A 19474-nucleotide genomic window follows, 5' to 3' on the forward strand; every position below is an offset into this window, starting at 1 on the left:
TTGAGCATTTATGCTCAGCTCCACAATTCATCTCACTACCTGAAGAGGTAGGAGAATTCTTGCTAAGCTTTGTTAAAGTAACGATAAACATACTTTCCCAGTATAGCACAGTGAAGTGGAAACTGAGAATAGTAAATCGTGCATATTTTTAAGGACAATCTCCTTCATGTGCCAGTTGCCTGTTCTTTTTTGTTTTTCAGGCGTTAAAGTGGTGCTGTTTTTCTTGTGGACAGCGGAACATTAGGGTATAATAAAACCAGTTTTTTGCATAAGTTTTATTTCGAAACCGATTGATATAAAAACTACACGAGCAGAAGAAATAAAACAAAAGAAGAAAATGATGAATCCAAAGAGGAGACGGTAAATGAAAAATCAGTGCCGGGTAAAACCTGGTAAGTTTTGGAGAAAAGAAGAATGTACAAAAGTAAGAAAAAGCTAGCCGTATTATGTGTAGCTATATTTATGGCTCTGGGAATGTGGATGATATTGTCCGTACATTGCCGGGCTGCTGAGACGAATAATGATGAAAAGCAGTCACAGACGGTGGGACAAAATGAAGCAACGCAGCAGCAGAAGATCATCCGTGTCGGCTCATTTGAGGATACCTTCGACTATGTCGATGAAAACGGTCTCAGACGAGGATATGGTTACGAACTTTTGCAGACTCTGGCAGGCTATACCGGATGGAAATTTGAGTATGTGAAATGTGACTGGTCCAACTGTTTTGATATGCTTGAAAACGGTGAGATTGATATCATGGGCGATATCTCCTACACCGATGAACGTGCACAAAAGATGCTTTTTTCAGAGGAACCGATGGGTGAGGAAAAATATATCCTTTATGCAGATTTGTCAAATATGGATATTACGACCTCTGATTTCAAGTCTCTGGATGAAAAACGTGTAGGTGTGCTTATGGATACAGAACCTGAGATCATGCTGACAGAATGGGAAAATAAGAATGGCATACATACGGAACATGTAAATGTTTATAACAATGACGATGTCGAAAAAAAACTGGCGAATCATGAGATCGACTGTTTTGTATCTCTGGAAGAATCCATCTGGTCTGAACAGGGAATATCATCTGTTACCACTGTCGGTAAATCAGGCATATATTTTGTAATAAACAAAGAGCGCAGTGATATCAAGACGGAGCTGGACCGTGCTATGCGGCAGCTGGATCAGGATAGTCCTTTTTTTAAAGCAGATCTGTATAAGAAGTATTTTTCTCTTGATTACAGCCAGATTCTTACAGGCGAAGAAAAGTCATGGCTGGAAGAACATGGTAGCATCAGGATAGGATTTCTGAACAATGCTCCGGCGGTATTTTCCATGGACGAAGAGACCGGAAAACTTGGCGGTACGCTGACAGAATATATCTCTTATGCCAAAGACTGTCTGAAAAACCAGACACTGGAATTTGATATGCAGGCATATGATGATTATGACGAAATGCTTCAGGCATTACAGGAGCGTAAAATTGACATGATTTTTTATGCCAGCAGAAATCCTGATTTTGCAGAAGAAAAAGGCTATGCACTTACAAATACAGCCTGGACTTACAGTCTGATGGCGGTAACTGATGAGAAATCTTTTAATGAGAATGAGGCATATACCGTAGCTGTGCCAAAGGATAAGGAAGCCTTAAAACAGCATATTATTTTCAGTTATCCTCAATGGAAGCTGGTAGATTACGATTCCCTTGCTGATGCGACAGATATGGTCGTTCATGAAAAAGCAGACTGTTTCCTCATGGGAAACAGTCTGGCGTTGAAGTATGATAACCATCAAGATTTCAAAAGTATTCCACTTACCAAAACAATGGAGGCATGCTTTGCAGTAAGAGGTGGAGAAGCTTCCCTTTTGTCAATACTGAATAAAACCCTGAAGACCATGCCGTCTGACATGCTTACAAGCACACTTGCTATCTATGACAATATGCCAGATAAGGTGACATTTTATGATTTTGTAAAAGACAATCTGCTTGTTTTTCTGGCCACTACAGGATTCTTTGTACTTGGCATCATTGGTATTATCCTTATGCTTTTACGAAAGGCAAGGAAGGCAGAAGCTGTCGCAAAGCTTGCGGCAAATGATACACAAAAGCTTAATGACAAGCTGGAAATTGCTTTGAAAAAAGCAGAGGATGCCAGTCTTGCAAAAACCAATTTCCTTAACAATATGTCTCATGATATTCGTACACCAATGAATGTTATTCTGGGATATAATCAATTGATGAAGGAAGATATTGACTATCAGAAAAAAATAGAGCAGTCAGGAAAGCTTTTGTTATCCATTATCAACAATGTTCTTGATATGGCCCGCATTGAGAGTGGTAAGATGGAAATTGATGAGAATGTTGAAAGAATGGATGATATATTGGAAGAAATTGATGGAGTGTTCGCATCTGCTGCAAAAGAAAAGAATATACAGCTCAGGAGCGAAATGTACATAACACATAAGAATGTTGTATGTGACGGAACAAAAGTCAGAGAGATTTTGGTCAATCTTGTAAGCAATGCACTGAAATATACGCCAGATGGTGGGACTGTGACGATTAAAGCACAGGAGCTTCCGGGAGATAAAGAGGGGTATGTAAAGATAAAAACAGAAGTGACTGACACAGGGATTGGTATGAGCAAAGATTATATCCCGATCATGTTTGATTCATTCAGTCGTGAACGCAGCACGACAATTGGAAAAATCGGTGGGACAGGACTTGGCATGTCTATCGTGAAACGGCTGGTTGATATGATGGGCGGAACGATCGAAGTGAACAGTGAACTTGGAAAGGGAAGTAGTTTCACTGTGATTCTTCAGCACAGACTTGCAGATGACAGCTACTATGAGAAAAAATCAAGTCCAAAACAAGTCGTATCGAAAAAAGTGTTAAAAGGGAAGCGAATTTTACTTGCAGAGGATAATGATCTGAATGCAGAGATCACAACAACCATTTTGGAGAATGAAGGGCTGCTGATTGACCGGGCTGCGGATGGCGTACAGTGTGTGGATCAGATCAATCAGATGCCGGCAGGAACTTATGATTTGATTCTTATGGATATTCAGATGCCGAATATGGATGGATATCAGGCAACAAAGCTGATCCGTCAGTTCGCTGATGAAGAAAAGGCGAATATCCCAATTGTTGCCATGACCGCAAATGCTTTTGAGGAGGATAAGAGAGAGGCTATTGCAGCCGGGATGAATGGTCATATCTCAAAGCCAATCCAGGTTGACAGGCTGCTGTCGATATTGGCAGAAACTATAGGGCAGCAAGATTAATTCAGCTTAGATGGTAACATGTTCCCGTTCTTTGAGGATCTTCGGAAAGAAATGAAAGAAAAGGCAGCTGGTCATAGTGGCTGATACCACATCGGCCACCGGTTCTGAGAAGAATGCAGCATCTGCAGTGAACAGTGCAGGCAGGAAGATCAGTCCGGCAAGGAAGATAAATTTCCGAAAGGCAGAGCAGAAGAGTGCCAGCTTCACTTTGCCGAGAGCAGTAGTCTCATCTACCAGTGGATATTGTACGGCCAGCGGGATGATCATAAAGGTGAACCGCTTAATATAGGTGATGGAACGGTGCAAAATCTCAGGATCTTCTGTGAAGAGCCGTACATAGACCGGAGATATTGTCCAGGTCACAACAGTCATCAGAATACAGAAGGAAACACACAATCCGGTGATGTACAGAATCGCTTTTTTGATTCTCTGTGCATCACCTTTTCCATAATTGAAGCTGACTACCGGCTGGCTTCCCAGGGTGATGCCGCCCATAGGCATGGTGATGAGCAGAAGATAACTCTGTACAATGGTTGCACAGGTGACCAGCGTATCACCTTCACCGGGACCGCCGTAACGCTGCAGCACAGTGTTCAGGACGATGAGCAGAATGCTGTCACTGGCAAGAATGAGGAACGGAGAGAAACCGAAAGTGACAATCCGTTTCATGACATGCAGGTGAAAATCTCCCCATCCAAGACGCACAGGCATCCGTTTGCTGAACAGACAGCCAAGGACAAACAGACAGGAGACAATCTGAGAGATGACTGTTGCAATGGCTGCACCGGCAACGCCCATATGGAAAACGAAGATAAAAAGCGGATCGAGAAGGATATTCAGGACTGCTCCAATCACCACCGTAGCCATACCAAGACCGGAAAATCCCTGGGCGATCAGAAAACTGTTCATGCCGCCGGAGATTAATGCAAAGAAAGTACCGGCGGTATAAATTGTGACATAGGTATTGGCGTAGGAAAAGGTTGTTTCACTGGCTCCGAACCACATAAGCAGAGAATTTTTGCTGAGCAGAAACAGACTGGTGAGGACTGCGGACAAGATCAGCAGCATCAGGAAGCCGTTATTTAAGACCTGACGGGCTTCTTTTTTTTTGCCGCTTCCCATTTTCATAGCCATAACAGGTGCCCCGCCCTGACCGACCATGGAACCAAAGGATGCCAGCAGAGTAACGATCGGTGAACAGATACCGACGCCTGCCAGTGCCAGATCGCCCACGCCGGTACCGATATACATGCGGTCTACAATGGAATATAAAACATTTACCAGCTGTGCCAGCATAGTTGGAATGGCCAGCCTTACTACCAGACGGGGTATCTCATCCCGTCCAAGATCATTTGTGCGACTCATAGAATTTTTTTGCTTCCTCCAGATAAAATTTCCAGTATTAATACAAATACATTATATCTATGATACATGATTAGGAGTGGAAAGTAAACGGAAAAAGAAAAGACCGAAATGTAGTGAATATGACAGATAACGATGGCAGTGACCAGACACTGTTTTTTGACATTTCGTGCCAAAAACAGTTAGTTTGTGCCAAATCTGTTGTTTAAAACCAATAATAAAGTATAATTACTAGAAAAACAGTTTCATTAATTTTTTTAAAATTGTGCAGATTAAGGGAATGGAGGAATAGAAATGACAATTAATAAAAAACTGGAAGCAGCAAAATTAGAACTTTTACTGGAGGGGAGACTGGATACCACAACTTCGCCTATGCTGGAGGCAGAACTGAAGCAGTCCATCGAGGGCGTTACAGAGCTGGTATTCGATTTTGAGAAACTGGAATATATATCTTCAGCTGGTCTTCGTATTTTGCTTGCAGCACAGAAAATCATGAATAAGCAGGGAAGTATGGTTGTAAAGAACGTAAATGAAATCGTAGCCGAAGTATTTGAGGTTACGGGATTTTCTGATATTCTGACCATTGAGTAGAAACAGAAATTTTTCTGACCGAAATGTGTGAGATGAGGGAGAAAAATGATGGATACGAATTATTTGTGTGAACAGAAATTGAAAAGAGAAAATCCACAGTTACATAAAAGAGTTGCAGACAGTGTGGTTTGTGTAGAGCGGATGCTGGTAAAATATCAGAATATTTTTCCCACTTATACAGATCACACAGCACTGCATTCGATAAATATCATTGATTTTTGTAATCGTCTTATAGGCAAAAATATTGATCAGATGAATGCGGATGAAATCTATGTGCTTTTGATGGGAGCCTATCTTCATGACAGCGGAATGGGGATCACCATGGCTGATTATGAGAATTTTCGAAAAAAAATTGACTTCGGAGATTATTTTGACACCCACGATCAGGAGAATATTCCGGATATTATCAGAGATTTCCATCAGGAATTCAGTGGCGAGTATATCAAAAAGTACACAGAGATTTTTGATATACCGTCACAGGAACATCTTTTTGCGATCGTACAGGTTGCACGGGGACACAGAAAAACAGATCTGTGGGATACAAAAGAATATCCGGAGGAAATCTGCCTTCCAAACGGAAATAAGATTCATCTGCCCTATCTGGCAGCCCTGATTCGCCTAGCAGATGAACTTGACATTGCAGCGGACAGAAATTTACAGTTTCTGTATGATGCAGAAATGATTGATAATGAATACAGCAAGATGGAATTCAAAAAACATCAGGCAATCCGCCAGTTAAATGTAAATGAAGATTCCCTTGTTATGATAGTGGACCGGTCGGATGAAAATGTATACCAGGGTGTACTGGAGCTAAAAGAAAAATTAGATCAGACATTTCAGGAATGCAGAAAGGTTATCAGAGAAAGAACACCGTATCGTATTGCACAAAGAGAGATTCTGATTCAACCATATAACGGTCTTTTTTTAGGACAGGCAGAGATGGACAGACTGGCCGTACAGGGTAAACTGCTCTCAGAATATGAACAGCCGGTATATCAGAAAGTAATGAGTGGAAGAAGTGGACTGACACTCCTGGATGTGGGATGCAACAATGGATGGAAAACAAAAATGCGTTTTCTGAGTGAAAATTTCAAGAAGATCATAGGGATAGATTGTTTAAATCCGCTCATCGAACAGGCACAAATAGAATTAAAAGACAACGTATTTTCTTTTTATACCTGTGATGTTATAGATGCAGATTTTACAGAAAATCTCCGGCGAATCATGCAGCAGGAAAAGATCGATGCATTTGATATTATTCATTGTTCGTTTGTGCTGATGCATACGGAAAGACCAGAGGATATTTTGAAAAAACTGAGACCGTTTCTGGCAGAGGACGGAAAGCTTATTGTAATAGAAGCAGATGATATGGAAAGTTCAATGGTTCCTGACACAAAAGGTCTGTTTCAAAAATTTCTCGAATTACTTTTAAATGATCCATACGCCGGAAAAAGGACAATAGGAGCACATCTGCCTCAGCTGTTATCAGACAGTGGATATGCAGATATAAAATGCGAATGCTCAAAAGTATGTTCTTCGGGGAAAGAGAAAGAAAAGAAAGAACAGATTTTTGAAACCTACTGCTCTTTTCTGCCGGAAGATTTATTGCTGCTTGGAAAAGAAAGTAAAAAATATCAGCATGACTGGGAATGGGTGAATCAAAACTTTGACAAACTTCATGAGCAGATGACAGGCGATGAAGCGGCAATTTCCATGGGAGTTAAAATATACACCTGTAGAGGAGAAAGTATTTCAAAAGGTCAGAGAGGAATGTAGAACAATGAAATTAAAATTACTGCCGAAATTCGTATTGTCCCTGGGAGTGCTGGGGGTTGCTCTAACGGTTACGATTTCTTTGTTCAGCTATCTTTCTTCAAAAGAGTATCTGGAAGAGATGTATGCTCAGAGAGTCATCAGTGGGAGCAAAAGCGTGGCAGCTATGCTGGATATAACGGATGTACGCAGGATTCTTGGCCCTGGCGGTGAAAACAGCGAGGAATACAGACGTGTGGAAGCTATGTTGAACACGTTAAAGAAGGATGGGGACATCACATATCTGTCACTGGTGATCCCGGATGAAGACAGTGTAACCTTTTATATTGACACCTGTGTACAGGAACTGGGGGATGACCCTGCGAATAAACTGGCTTATGGAACGAATGTATTATACACAGAAGCGGCATATGATGAGATCGATCTGCAGAAATATTATGATGTATGGGATCTGTATGCCGAAAATAAAGGTACGGATAAGCCGCTTGTGACAGATAACAGCTATGGATACAATTATACGGCTGTTTCTCCGATCCTGGATGAAAAAGGCGAGGCAATCGCTGAAATACAATATATTCTGGACATGCAGAAGGTTCGAGATCATTTGAATTCCTTTTTATATACGATGCTTGGAATTTCATGCTCTATAATATGTATTGCATTACTGTTGTATATGATGTTAGTGAAATGGATGGTATTAAACCCGGTAGAAAAACTTTCCAGATTTACTACAGAAATCATACAATCCGGAGATTTTAAAAAACAGGAAATAGTCATCAGTACGAAAGATGAAATTGAAGATCTCGGAAACTCCTTTAATGTCATGTTGAAAAAACTGGAAACTTATATTGAGAACCTGACTGCTGTCACAGCAGAAAAAGAACGCATCGGCACGGAGCTTAATGTTGCGACCCATATTCAGTCTTCTATGCTGCCATGCATTTTTCCGGCGTTTCCAGACAGAAATGAGTTGGATATCTATGCAACTATGACACCGGCAAAAGAAGTCGGCGGCGATTTCTACGATTTTTTTATGGTGGATAAAAGACATATTGCCATTGTAATGGCAGATGTTTCAGGAAAAGGTGTCCCGGCAGCTTTATTTATGGTGATCGGCAAAACTCTGATAAAAGATCATACCAAGCCAGGACGTGATCTGGGAGAGGTTTTTACAGAAGTAAACAATATTTTGTGTGAATCAAACGATAACGGAATGTTCATTACCGCATTTGAAGGCGTTCTGGATCTTGTGACGGGCGAGTTCCGGTATGTGAATGCAGGACATGAGAAACCCTTTATCTATCGCAAAGGCAAAGGATATGAAGCATATAAGATCCGTCCGGGATTTGTTCTGGCGGGTATGGAAAATATCAGATATAAAGAACAGATGATCCAGCTGGATATAGGAGATAAAGTATTTCAGTATACAGATGGAGTCACAGAGGCGATGAATAAAGACAACCAGCTATATGGAATGGACAGACTGCATCATATCCTGAATCAGCAATGTCAGACATGTGGTCCTGAGAAGACCCTGGAACTCGTGAAGGCAGATATAGATGCGTTTGCAGGCGACAATAATCAGTCTGATGATATCACCATGTTGTGTCTGGAGTATACCAAAAAAATGGAGGGGTAACCTGTGAAAGAAATAACAGTAGATGCTATGATAGAAAATATGAATACAGTGACAGCGTTTGTGGATGATTTTCTGGATCAAATAGCCTGCCCCATGAAGTCCAGGATACAGATCAATATTGTCATCGATGAAATATTTGGAAATATTTGTCATTATGCATACAAAGATTCTGTTGGAGCCGTAACAGTCAGAGTGGAGTCCGGGAATACACCGAAAGCAGTCTTTCTGACATTTACCGACAATGGCATCCCCTATAATCCGCTGGATACAGAAGATCCTGATATTACGTCATCTTCAGAAGAAAGAAAGATCGGCGGTTTGGGCATTTACCTGGTCAAGAAGAATATGGATGAAATGAAGTACGAGTATGTGAATCAGCAAAACAGATTATGGATGGAAAAAAGATTGTAAGATATGGGAGAAAATAAATGATTATACATAATGACAGACAGGAGCTTCAGAAAGCATTACAATATGTAGAAGAAGAGTTAAAAAAATATAATCTGAACAGAAGAGAAGCCACCATGACCATGCTTATGGCAGAAGAAAGTCTTGTGTGTATGATGAGTCATACAGAAGAGCAGGAAAAGATAGAGATCGTGTTTAAGAAGCTGTTCGGTAACATTTCTTTAAACATAAGTGCACGGGGTGAAGCTTTTAATGTGTCTGAAGAGAGCGTACTCATCGGTGATATGGATTTTGAGGGAGTGAGTGGAGATGCAGAGGCAGCCATTCGAAATCTGATCATTCGTTCTCAGTCAGATATATTTCAATATAAAAACAGACTGCACCAAAACACCATACGTCTGGTCGTAAAACGGTCAGAGAGAATGCAGTTATATTTAACCTTAGGAGCAATGCTGCTTGCTGTAATTCTGGGAATTATTTTTAAATTATCATTACCAGTATCAGCCCAGAATATGTTAAATGAGTACTTACTGACACCCGTAAAGGTAATGTTTTTAAATGCGTTAAAGATGATTGTCGGACCGGTAGTATTCTTTTCCATAGTTACCTGTCTGTCACAATTTGACAGTATTCGGGATCTGGGGAAAATCGGTCTGAAAGTGATGGGAATGTATCTGTTTACCACACTTCTGGCAGTGACCATTGGCATCGGTGTGTTTGAACTGATACAGCCGGGAGATGCGTCACTCTCACAGTATGTAACAGATGCAGCATCGAAGACGATTGAGACTGCCGGCAATACAAATATTTCATTATTAGATACCGTTGTAAATATTGTGCCGTCTAATATTGTAAAACCATTTTTGGAAGCGGATATGCTGCAGATCATTTTTATAGCAATTATTTGCGGTGCAGCAGTTGGAATGATCGGTGATTATTCAAAAGGACTGAAGACACTTTTTGAGAGCTTCAACATACTTTTTCTGAAAATTACCACGCTGATCGTAAAATTCATACCACTGGCAGTATTGTGCTCCATGACCTCTCTTGTCATGCTTACAGGAACAGAGACACTGCTGGCCATTATGAGCTTCTTCGGAACATTTGTGCTGGCACTGGCAGTGATGTTATTGGCTTATTGTGTGCTGGTATTTATGATAGCCAGATTAAATCCGATCATCCTGTTAAAAAAGCATGCATCTGCAATGATGGCAAGTTTCAGCCTGGCATCCTCCAATGCGGCAATGCCATTTAATATAAAATCATGCCATCGACTGGGAATCTCTTCCAGGATATCTTCATTTTCCATACCGTTAGGAGCGACGGTAAATATGGATGGTTCTTGCATATATATGGCAGTGGCAGGATTATTCCTGGCTAAAGTTTTTGGAGTTGATATGGGTGGTTCGGAATTATTTTCAATGGTATTTTCAATCATAGTTCTTTCCATCGGTGCACCGGGAATACCAGGAGCAGGACTGGTTTGTCTGTCTGTGCTTCTGACGCAGATTGGCGTTCCGGCTGAGGCACTGAGTCTGGTAATGGGAATTGATTCCCTGCTGGGAATGTTCAGGACTGCTGTAAATTCAGCCGGAGATGTGGCGGTATCCCTTATAGTGGCAAAATCAGAAAATCTACTGGATGTAGAGAAATATAACAGTTAACGGAGGCAGATAACTCCCCTGCTTCAAAAGCTGTGATTTAAGTGGTGGGAGCAGGTTGTCTTATGAAATAGAAAGGAAAGATAATATATGAAAAACAAATTATGGAAAGTAATGATCGTGAACAGTATTCTGATTTCAGCAATTACACTGTCAGGTAAAACAACGGTAAGCGTTCAGGCAGAAGAAACAGATCTTTCAGCAGAAAGTGAGACAGATCAGCAGACCCTCTTCGACGATGCGGTTGAAGATGCAATGATCATTGACAAGGATGAAATCCTTCCTGTAGTAAGTCTGGAGGAGGGACAGCCATATGCCGTTTACGATCAGGATGGCAGGATTCTTCTTTATACCTTCCATAAATATCCGGACAGTTATCCGGATGGTGCAGATGTAAAACTGGAATGGGGAAATGTATGGACGTTTACAGGCGGCGAACTGGAAGAATGGTATCAGAAGAATAAAGAGGATGTGACAGACTGGCAGACAAGAATAAAAGAACTCATCGGTCTGCGCCCGGATAACGAATCCGAGTATTTTACGGCTATGTGGGTAAAACCGGAAGACGTTTTCCGCCCGGCATATGTCTCAGATATCGGAACAACAGAAATGACAGATGCATTTTCGGATGAAGTTGATGAGGACTATAAAGAATGGTTTGATTCAAATATTATCTCCAGTTATTTTGATGGGAAATATCCATGGACGAGATTGGGATATACATATGACTGGGCAGACAACGGCTCAGAATATGGCCTCTCTGAATTTATCATCAAAAAAGACAGCGACGTAAAGGTGGCATATACAGTTGAGCTGAAGGAGATGCTGAACAAGCTGGATAATAATTCCTGGAATCCTGCCGGAGTGTAAATGAAATCCAACCAGATCAATAGGACACAACAAAAAGCAGCTTGTAAAGGTCTAAAGAAGAACAGACTTTTGTGTATACAGAAGACGAAGTGACAGGTGTGACAGTCAGTCATTATGGAAATGAGTTGAGAGATAAAACACAGATATCTCTTGAAGAATTTGATAAAATATACGAGAGTAAATGAAAGATCTAATCCTCAAGCTATGCTGGGGAGAATAGAGTAATATGATGCGTCCTATCGTACTGGAACTTGACAGAAAAAATGATATGGGCAGCAAGTCCAGGAATCCTCTGCTGCCTTCCGTTGTATTCTATTACAAAAACAATGAAGGCAAAATTGTTACAGATATTGGTGATTATGCTAAAAGCAGATACGGGACACGTGCCGGCTTCTTTTGATTCTGATCAGTGTCAGGCAACAATTGATGCTGCACGAAAGGCGGGAATCAATGTCGAAAATATGCACGATGTCCTGCTCTACGAGCCGAAAGCAGTTATTTATGACTTCATGTGGGTGCAGGAATGTGGTGAAATTCCTTCTGATCTGTTACCGTTGGATATGGAGAAGAATGTCCTCGTGTTTGATCTTGGCGGTGACAATTTTGATGAACTGCTGGCGGCAGATATGTTAAAACGTTTTGAAGAAATCAATGGTATAAAAGTCAGTATTAAACGAAAAGAAGAAGTTATGTGTAAATTGAGAAAGCTGGCTGAAAGTAGATTTATCACAGGCTTATGACAATGCTAGAATGTCTGATGTTGGACTTCCAGAAGATTATGAGCTGGAAGTTATGGATAAATTATGATAGCAGGCATGTTCAAAGACGGATGGACAGACAGTCAGAAGAAACAGGTGCTTTCCTATGCCAAACAGCATTTTACTCCGTATGCATCTGCCATCAAGCAGAATTTTAGTTTATATTTCGGGCAGGTTACATGACCTGCCCTTTTTGTGTGAACCTCATTAATTGAGGAGGTGATATTTGTTAGCATATTTGAGAATGTTATTCGCTTTTTTTATCAGGATTTATAATTCCGTCAAGTTGTTTTACTAAGTCGTTCAGTTCTTCATACTTTGAAGTATATCTATTTTCCAGATTGGCCAGTTTCATTATAAAATCGTATGGATCTATCGATCCAAAAGCGTTCGGAGTGTTGTCTCGGAATGCTTTTTCAGTTATAAATCGATACCAGTTCGCATCATCTGCATTGTCAATGAGCAAAATCCCATTTCTTGTTTTAGGCATAAGTTCTGCTATTACCTGTGGAGCAGTATTGTTAAGGGGTTTTTCTTCTTTAATCGTTTCTTCACATTCCAATCCAAATTTGAAAGCGCAGATATCTTTGCCACGGGCACCTTCGTTTGTGTCTACCATTAAAGCTGATCCTCCTGCGTAAGATGACTGATTAGATCTTGCTATAATATCAATGTTCCAGTACATTGTAGAATGACGAATACTGGTTCCTTCTGTATGAAAGTTAATCTGAATGCAGTTAGGAGAGCAGCGGATATTCTTATCTTCTGCCAAATAAAGGTGTATAGATGAGGTGCTCTTTTTTCTCATATATGTATCTGCACAGTTATGGAAAGAATCTTTTATAGCATTAATATCTTCAAACTTAATGTTTCTGAATGGTGAGTTTACATCATTAAAATCAGATATTCCACGTAACATTGCCGCGCTATATTTTCCTTTATCATCGAAAAAAAACCAGAAATATGCCATATATGCTTTATAGGAAGAATTAGGGAGCATATAGTATCCGCGGTATACTTTATTTGTAAATAGTGGAAGCTTTGTGACCTTTTCTTTTTCTTTTATTGTTTTAAATTCGTCTTTGGGAAACCGTTTTTGAAAATTATCAGGCTCCATCAACAGATCTTCCAGTGTTATTTTTCCTACTGATCCCCCAATATGATAAAAGGAAAATGCAGTAGCAATTTTATTGGCTGTATCTTCAGAAACATATGCCCCTCGTCTGGCGTTGCCTAATGTGCTAAGTGAAATATTTAAACCTGGAATTGTCTCGTTTGGTATATATCTCTTAGATGGGATTGTTCCAGATGGGAATACGCAATCAATAAGATACTTTAAATTGGCACCACAATTTTTTGCTTCGTTTTTTGTTAAAGATGCTGCATTTTTTGCCATACTTAACTATCCTCCTGGTTGATGTTAAAAGATGTTAATTAACAATAAAAAGATGCATAAAATATATTATTAACAATAAATAAACATTGCTATGTATGGTATCATAAGTTAAAATAAACCAAAAGTCAATAGTAAGGTAAAACAGTAAGGAGAACAATATGAAAAAGAAATCGATGTACAATGCAGATATCCTGACGGTAGCTGCCAGCCCCAGTGGTAAATATCCAGTATTTATACGGAGATAAGCAGAAATATAACGCGGAATATCAGGACATGCTTGTATCAGAAAAATTTTATACAGCCATGGCTTTCCTGAAATCCCTCTCAAAGGATTTTCCATATTACGAATCTGTATACCGTCAGACTGCCTATGCATTGAATGACCCAATGGAAAAGTGCAGCTATAGCTCGGACAATATTATCAGTGCTTGAATCAGCGGTAGCAGGGATAAAACTGCAGAATTCAGAAGTATATATGAAAAAGAAAAGCTGTTAATGATGTCTCCAAACAAGCCATATAACACAAAGGACAGTTCAGAATATTTTGCAGAGTTTTATAAAGAATACTGCCTGGATCCAACTGCACTAAAAAAGCAGAGACCCTCAACTTATGAAGCTATTGTAACGGCTGTAAATTGTCTGAATAACATGAGTGAAACATATTTATTCAGTATTAAGCGGGCATACGAAAAAACGTGCTGGAATTAATCTGTCTTACAGCCATGCCAGAAATGGTGTGGCTCTTTTTGTGTCCGCATGGTATAATTCGGCCATAATTTGTCTAAGGAAATATGGGGGATTACTATGAAAGCTTATACAAAATTTGTAAACCAAGTATTTACCTGCATATCTGATCTGTTTCCGAACAGGGCAAAGGAACTGGACCTTTTTGCAGAGGGGTCGGAACAGGTCTATTCCAGTATGCAGGAGTATGCTGTTTTAAGAAACGAAAATGCAGATTTATTTTGTTCTCTGATCACACAATATACAGAATTATTTGAAATGCCGCAGTCAGACTATCAGCCTATATACTCTCCAATATATCCATCTGAAAGAAAAATTACTCATAGCTGTTATCCAAAAAACATAAGACGATGGATGAATGGAACGATAAGTAGAAAGAAAACCTGCCGGGTTGAGTTCTGTGTTCTGGTATGGTGCCATATACAAAACTGGAACAGACCTGTTGAAGAAGATGTTGATAAATTTTTAATCGCCAGGAGCAGACTGTTAAAAATCTGTAATGAATTCCTGCATGCAGAATATTTCCAGTTGTCCCTGGAATGTTTGTGGAAAGCAAGCTGTGCCGCTTATGAACAGTCATTTCCTGGATTCTGATTTGTCCTTGACAGGTGCTTTATGATATAAGAAAAAAGAGGGAGGCACCATTTATGACTGAAGAAACGAAGCTGCCTGAATACAGCACTGACACAGATATTGATATTCAAGACTTTGTGAAAAAGTTAAACCCAGAAATCCTGCAGATTCTATATGGCAGATATGGAAGCCAGTTGGAAAAACTGCACAGTATTGATTATTTATATCCGTTTTTTTCTATGGGGCGCATGCTGGAGCGTGTTTTAAGAGGTTCTGCACTTGAACAAAAAGTGATTCTTTTAAAATATGGAATATTAACTGGGGAACCTGTCCCTAGAAAAGAAATTGGGGACAGACTCGGAATGACATATGAACGGGTTTGTATGCTCGAACGGAAAATAGAGAGGGTTCCCTGTTGTTTAAAGCGGAGAAAAAGATTAAAAGATTATCTGGATGATTAATGCACTCAGATTCGGACAGATATTCTCCAATGTTGTGGCAAAAGAAAAGCCACCAGGTTGCCTGGATCGACTGCGAGGGAGTATTCTAAAAATAGGATACCTCTTTTTCTTGGCTGGAAACGGATACCACATTGTGCTGTAATTTTAATTTGTTTAGTTAAAATGCTTCTATATTCGTGTTAATTATTGTTAATCAACATTTTTAAATCACGAATAATTCTTAATTAATTCATTTTACATAATTGTACTAATGTGTCAGAAGTATTATTCTATGAGTATAAAAATGAAAGGGGAACTTAACTATGAGAACCAAACAGTTACTGAACGAACGGACTGATTTTCATATTCATAGTTGCAATTCGGATGGTGAAAACAGTGTGAAAGAAATTGTAGAGCTGGCTCTAAACAGAGAACATCTCCGTGTAATTGCGTTGACCGACCATAATTACTTTGCCATATCAAGCAAATATATCGTCGGAACAAATGGAAATTTCCTGGAAGTACTTCCGGGCTGTGAATTTTCCACAACCTTCACATTTCCTTCCGGCAAGAAAGAAGAAATCCATGTAATCGGTATTTTTCCAAAAGGTGTAGCACCAGAAGCTTTTGCTGATCTGTTCAGTTCAATTGATGAAGGAAAACAAAAGTATGTGAAAGCAATCCTGGAAAGCCTTCACAACCTTGGAATTGACCTGAGCATGGAAGAGGTTATGGCGGAAAAGCGCTCTACCGGCTACATTGGACGTTTCCATATCGCCAGTTTAATGGTAAAATTGGGTTATGGAAAGACTGTTGAAGAAATCATGGACCGTTACATTGGTAACTACAGCCCATATTACATACCTGCCACTAACTACATTCCTTACGCTTCCCTTGAAACCGTAGTTGAAAGGATCCAGTCCCAGTCAGGATTCCCAATTCTGGCCCATCCATATTCCTACCATGCACTGACGGAAAAGGAAATCATCACTTTGATTAGCAGTTTTAAAGAACAAACAGGTGATACTGGAGGCCTTGAAGTGTATTACCTGGAATATACTAAGGAGCAGCAGGAGAGCCTACGCAAACTTGCAAAAGAATATGACCTGGTACCAAGCGTGGCTTCTGACAGACACCGTAAAGAACAGCCTTTTTCTTCTTATGGGGGATATTCTTTTTACAAGGAAATGCTGGTACGATTGGGAAACAGAAAACAGGAGGTGAAATAAATCGATGGCTTTTTGGAAAAATGTATCAATTAAAAAGAAACGGCTCTTTATGATTGTGTTTCTCATCTGCTTATTCTTCGTTTACCAGTCCGATAACGCACAGCAGAGAAGTTATTCCATAGTCCAGGATGCCTATGTCAAAATGGAAAACGGGGACTATAAGACTGCCGAAGAAGAATTTACGCAGTATTTAGACAGCCATTCTTCTGAAATATATTGGAAGATTCAAGCATTGGTAAATCAAAATGATAAATCTTCCTACGATAATGTGCAAAAAGCACTGGAAGAATGTCAAAAACATTTGATTGAAATGTAGTGCTGTTTTTATTTAACACCGAAAAAAACCACCGTCTCTAGTCAGCAGTGCAGGCGGTGGTAAATCTGCCAAAGATGTCCTTCAGGAAACAGAGCATGTGCTTTCTGAATCAGCCAAAGCGGAAGGGATGGCTTCCGGAGATAAATACGAGCAGCTTCAGTTCAAATACGATAACTGCAGGAATTCCCTGGAACTGGTACAGGCCATGCTGGATGAATTAAATGAAACCATCGATGAAACCGCAGCGGAAGCAAAAGACATGGCCATTGCATCTTTTTATACCAGCATGAACTCTGAATTTTACGGACATCTTCTGGACAGTATTGAACTGGTGGACAGAAGACTTGTCTCATTAAAAGAAAACAAAGTAAAGATTCCGCCACAGGTTCTTCCCCTGACGATTGTATTCAAACAGCTGCTTCGTTTTATCAAAGACAGCGGTATTCACCCACTTGACTCTACCAGACGTGAACTTATGGCAGAAGCAGAGGACCTGTCAGGATACACATACATTGGCGAGCCATTCAGCTATGAAGGTGAAAAGAAGCCTGTTACTGTAGAAAAACCTGGATGGAAATATGAAAATACCATTATTTATTTCCCTTCCAACAGTACGCGAAAAAGAAGAATAGGAGAATCGATTATGTCTGAAAAACAATATTACACTGCCATTGATCTTGGAACGACTAATTCCGTTATCGCTTATGGAAACATGCAGAACAATACCATGAAACCAATCGTACTGGAGTGGAGCTTGACCGCAAAAATGATACAGGAAGCAAGTCAAGAAATCCCCTTCTTCCCTCCATTGTATTCTATTACAAGAACAGTGACGGAAAAATGACTGCCGATATCGGGGATTATGCGAAAAGCAGATACGGAACCCGCAGCGGTTATGTATGCAAGTCTGTAAAATCATTAATGGGTACCAGCGACCAGGTACCCCTTGTTGATGAAATCCCGGACAAGACCCCTTCTGATGTTTCTGCACAGATTCTTTCTTTCATGATCAATTCTGCCAAAAAGCGGCTGTTTCAGAATGAATTAAGTGATGTCATTATAACCGTACCGGCTTCCTTTGATTCAGACCAGTGCCAGGCTACTCTCGATGCCGCACGGAAGGCAGGAATCAATGTGGAAAATATGCATGATGTCCTGCTTTATGAGCCTAAAGCAGTTATTTATAATTTCATGCGGATGCAGGAATGTGGGGAGATCCCTTCTGACCTGCTGTCACTGGATACAGAAAAAAACGTCCTTGTATTTGACCTTGGGGGCGGAACCCTCGATGTTACAATCCACCGGGTAGGTTATACAGAAAAAGGGATCCTCAACATCAAAGACCTGGCAATCAGCAGATATACGCTTCTTGGCGGTGATAATTTTGATGAACTGCTGGCCACGGACATGCTAAGACGTTTTGAAGAGAGCAATGGCGTTAAAGTTAGCATTAAACGAAAAGAAGAGGTCATGTGCAAATTAAGAAAACTGGCTGAAAAATTAAAAGTAGACCTGTCCCAGGCCTATGACAGTGCCAGAATGTCTGACATTGATCTTCCAGAAGATTATGAACTGGAAGTTGTGGATATTGATCTTTATGATTCTTATGCTTATGCCGACACTTATACCAGATCGGATGTAGAAAGGATTATATCCCCACTTATGGGATATAAGTATAAGCTGGAGGATGCATCAAAAATCCAGCATATGGCGGAAAAGGACGTAAATAACATCATCTACCCTGTTCTTGATGTCCTCGATAAATGCGGGAAAGATACAAAAATAGACGCGGTTATTTTAAATGGAGGCATGACCAAGTTTTATCTTATCCCAAAACGTTTAAAGGATTTCTTCGGGTTCGAACCACTGACAACCAGTGATCCCGATTTATCCGTAGCAAGGGGAGCTGTATATTACCATTACTGCCTCCACAAATATAATGTACGTAAGCTGGAAGATCCATCATCTTCTGAAAAAACAAACGTATGCACCAGTGCTCTGCATCCAGTCATTGCATTTAATACCAGCACCATTTTAAACGATACCATTAACCTCGGATTACGAGGCGAGTATGTAAGCCAGCTGATTCCGGCAGGTACTGAACTTCCTTATAAATCGGAAGAGATCCGTGACAAGTATAAACTGGATAAGGCAACAAGCTCCCTGGGTATTGAAATGTTCCTTGGAAGGGGTAAAACAAAGAACCTCCCAAACCGCAGGATAGCTACAAGGACAGTAAAATTCGGCAGGAGTTATCCGGCAGATACTCCTATCAGTTTTCAGATCTACATTAACCCGCTGCGAATGATGACCATGGAAGCCTGGATCACCGGACAGCCTAAAACAAAGAAAACAATGGAAATGGATATATCTTATGAAAACAGACATTTCGCATTTCTTAATGTATTGACATCGAAATAACAAAAACT

The 19474-nt window shown here is 40.2% G+C and carries 19 protein-coding genes; 17 read left to right on the forward strand and 2 right to left on the reverse strand.

The window, feature by feature from the left end:
* The first annotated feature begins 414 nt into the window (after positions 1-414).
* Positions 415-3285, forward strand: a complete 2871-nt coding sequence (locus GT674_RS11460; RefSeq protein WP_161285818.1) for an ATP-binding protein — start codon at positions 415-417, stop codon at positions 3283-3285.
* A 6-nt stretch (positions 3286-3291) separates the two neighbouring features.
* Here the strand turns inward: GT674_RS11460 and GT674_RS11465 are convergent, their stop codons facing one another.
* Entirely contained in the window at positions 3292-4650 is a 1359-nt protein-coding gene (locus GT674_RS11465) for an MATE family efflux transporter (protein WP_161285819.1), read from the reverse strand.
* Between the two features lie 291 nt (positions 4651-4941).
* On the opposite strand from GT674_RS11465, the gene GT674_RS11470 reads away from it, so the two are divergent.
* The 9 genes from GT674_RS11470 (at position 4942) to GT674_RS11510 (ending at position 12530) form a co-directional block, all read left to right on the forward strand.
* Positions 4942-5238, forward strand: coding sequence for an STAS domain-containing protein (locus GT674_RS11470; RefSeq protein ID WP_161285820.1), 297 nt, complete (start codon positions 4942-4944; stop codon positions 5236-5238).
* A gap of 45 nt (positions 5239-5283) precedes the next feature.
* Positions 5284-7014, forward strand: a complete 1731-nt coding sequence (locus tag GT674_RS11475; RefSeq protein ID WP_161285821.1) for a class I SAM-dependent methyltransferase — start codon at positions 5284-5286, stop codon at positions 7012-7014.
* Positions 7015-7018: 4 nt separating this feature from the next.
* Complete coding sequence (locus GT674_RS11480; protein ID WP_243149111.1) at positions 7019-8650, forward strand: SpoIIE family protein phosphatase; 1632 nt, start codon at positions 7019-7021, stop codon at positions 8648-8650.
* 3 nt (positions 8651-8653) lie between these two features.
* The gene (locus tag GT674_RS11485) at positions 8654-9061 is read left to right on the forward strand and encodes an ATP-binding protein (protein WP_161285823.1); all 408 of its coding nucleotides are present in this window, start codon (positions 8654-8656) and stop codon (positions 9059-9061) included.
* Positions 9062-9078: 17 nt separating this feature from the next.
* On the forward strand, positions 9079-10722 hold the full coding sequence (locus tag GT674_RS11490) for a dicarboxylate/amino acid:cation symporter (protein ID WP_161285824.1): 1644 nt from the start codon (positions 9079-9081) through the stop codon (positions 10720-10722).
* A gap of 87 nt (positions 10723-10809) precedes the next feature.
* Positions 10810-11589 (forward strand): hypothetical protein, encoded by a 780-nt coding sequence (locus tag GT674_RS11495; RefSeq protein WP_161285825.1) that lies wholly within the window; start codon positions 10810-10812, stop codon positions 11587-11589.
* A 226-nt stretch (positions 11590-11815) separates the two neighbouring features.
* Positions 11816-11989 (forward strand): hypothetical protein, encoded by a 174-nt coding sequence (locus GT674_RS11500; protein ID WP_161285826.1) that lies wholly within the window; start codon positions 11816-11818, stop codon positions 11987-11989.
* A complete protein-coding gene (locus tag GT674_RS11505) occupies positions 11949-12329 on the forward strand; it encodes an Hsp70 family protein (RefSeq protein ID WP_161285827.1) in 381 nt (126 codons plus the stop codon). The genes GT674_RS11500 and GT674_RS11505 overlap by 41 nt, the downstream gene beginning before the upstream one ends.
* A 63-nt stretch (positions 12330-12392) precedes the next feature.
* The gene (locus tag GT674_RS11510; RefSeq protein ID WP_161285828.1) at positions 12393-12530 is read left to right on the forward strand and encodes a hypothetical protein; all 138 of its coding nucleotides are present in this window, start codon (positions 12393-12395) and stop codon (positions 12528-12530) included.
* Between the two features lie 64 nt (positions 12531-12594).
* On the opposite strand, the gene GT674_RS11515 is transcribed toward GT674_RS11510, so the two are convergent.
* Positions 12595-13743, reverse strand: coding sequence for a hypothetical protein (locus tag GT674_RS11515; protein WP_161285829.1), 1149 nt, complete (start codon positions 13741-13743; stop codon positions 12595-12597).
* Positions 13744-14175: 432 nt separating this feature from the next.
* Here GT674_RS11515 and GT674_RS18260 point away from each other — a divergent pair, with 432 nt between their 5' ends.
* The 7 genes from GT674_RS18260 to GT674_RS11545 all read left to right on the forward strand — a co-directional run bounded on the left by GT674_RS18260 (position 14176) and on the right by GT674_RS11545 (position 19466).
* A complete protein-coding gene (locus GT674_RS18260; protein ID WP_373091412.1) occupies positions 14176-14451 on the forward strand; it encodes an anthrax toxin lethal factor-related metalloendopeptidase in 276 nt (91 codons plus the stop codon).
* A gap of 213 nt (positions 14452-14664) precedes the next feature.
* A complete protein-coding gene (locus GT674_RS11520; protein ID WP_161285830.1) occupies positions 14665-15081 on the forward strand; it encodes a hypothetical protein in 417 nt (138 codons plus the stop codon).
* Between the two features lie 53 nt (positions 15082-15134).
* Complete coding sequence (locus GT674_RS11525; protein ID WP_161285831.1) at positions 15135-15521, forward strand: sigma factor-like helix-turn-helix DNA-binding protein; 387 nt, start codon at positions 15135-15137, stop codon at positions 15519-15521.
* 302 nt (positions 15522-15823) lie between these two features.
* On the forward strand, positions 15824-16729 hold the full coding sequence (locus tag GT674_RS11530) for a PHP domain-containing protein (RefSeq protein WP_161285832.1): 906 nt from the start codon (positions 15824-15826) through the stop codon (positions 16727-16729).
* Between the two features lie 4 nt (positions 16730-16733).
* Complete coding sequence (locus tag GT674_RS11535) at positions 16734-17045, forward strand: hypothetical protein (protein WP_161285833.1); 312 nt, start codon at positions 16734-16736, stop codon at positions 17043-17045.
* Between the two features lie 97 nt (positions 17046-17142).
* On the forward strand, positions 17143-17889 hold the full coding sequence (locus GT674_RS11540; RefSeq protein WP_161285834.1) for a hypothetical protein: 747 nt from the start codon (positions 17143-17145) through the stop codon (positions 17887-17889).
* Entirely contained in the window at positions 17886-19466 is a 1581-nt protein-coding gene (locus GT674_RS11545) for an Hsp70 family protein (protein WP_161285835.1), read from the forward strand. Before GT674_RS11540 ends, GT674_RS11545 begins: the two co-directional genes overlap by 4 nt.
* Positions 19467-19474: the final 8 nt, after the last annotated feature.

The sequence above is a fragment of the Blautia sp. BIOML-A1 genome, assembly GCF_009883055.1.
GTDB lineage: Bacteria > Bacillota > Clostridia > Lachnospirales > Lachnospiraceae > Blautia_A.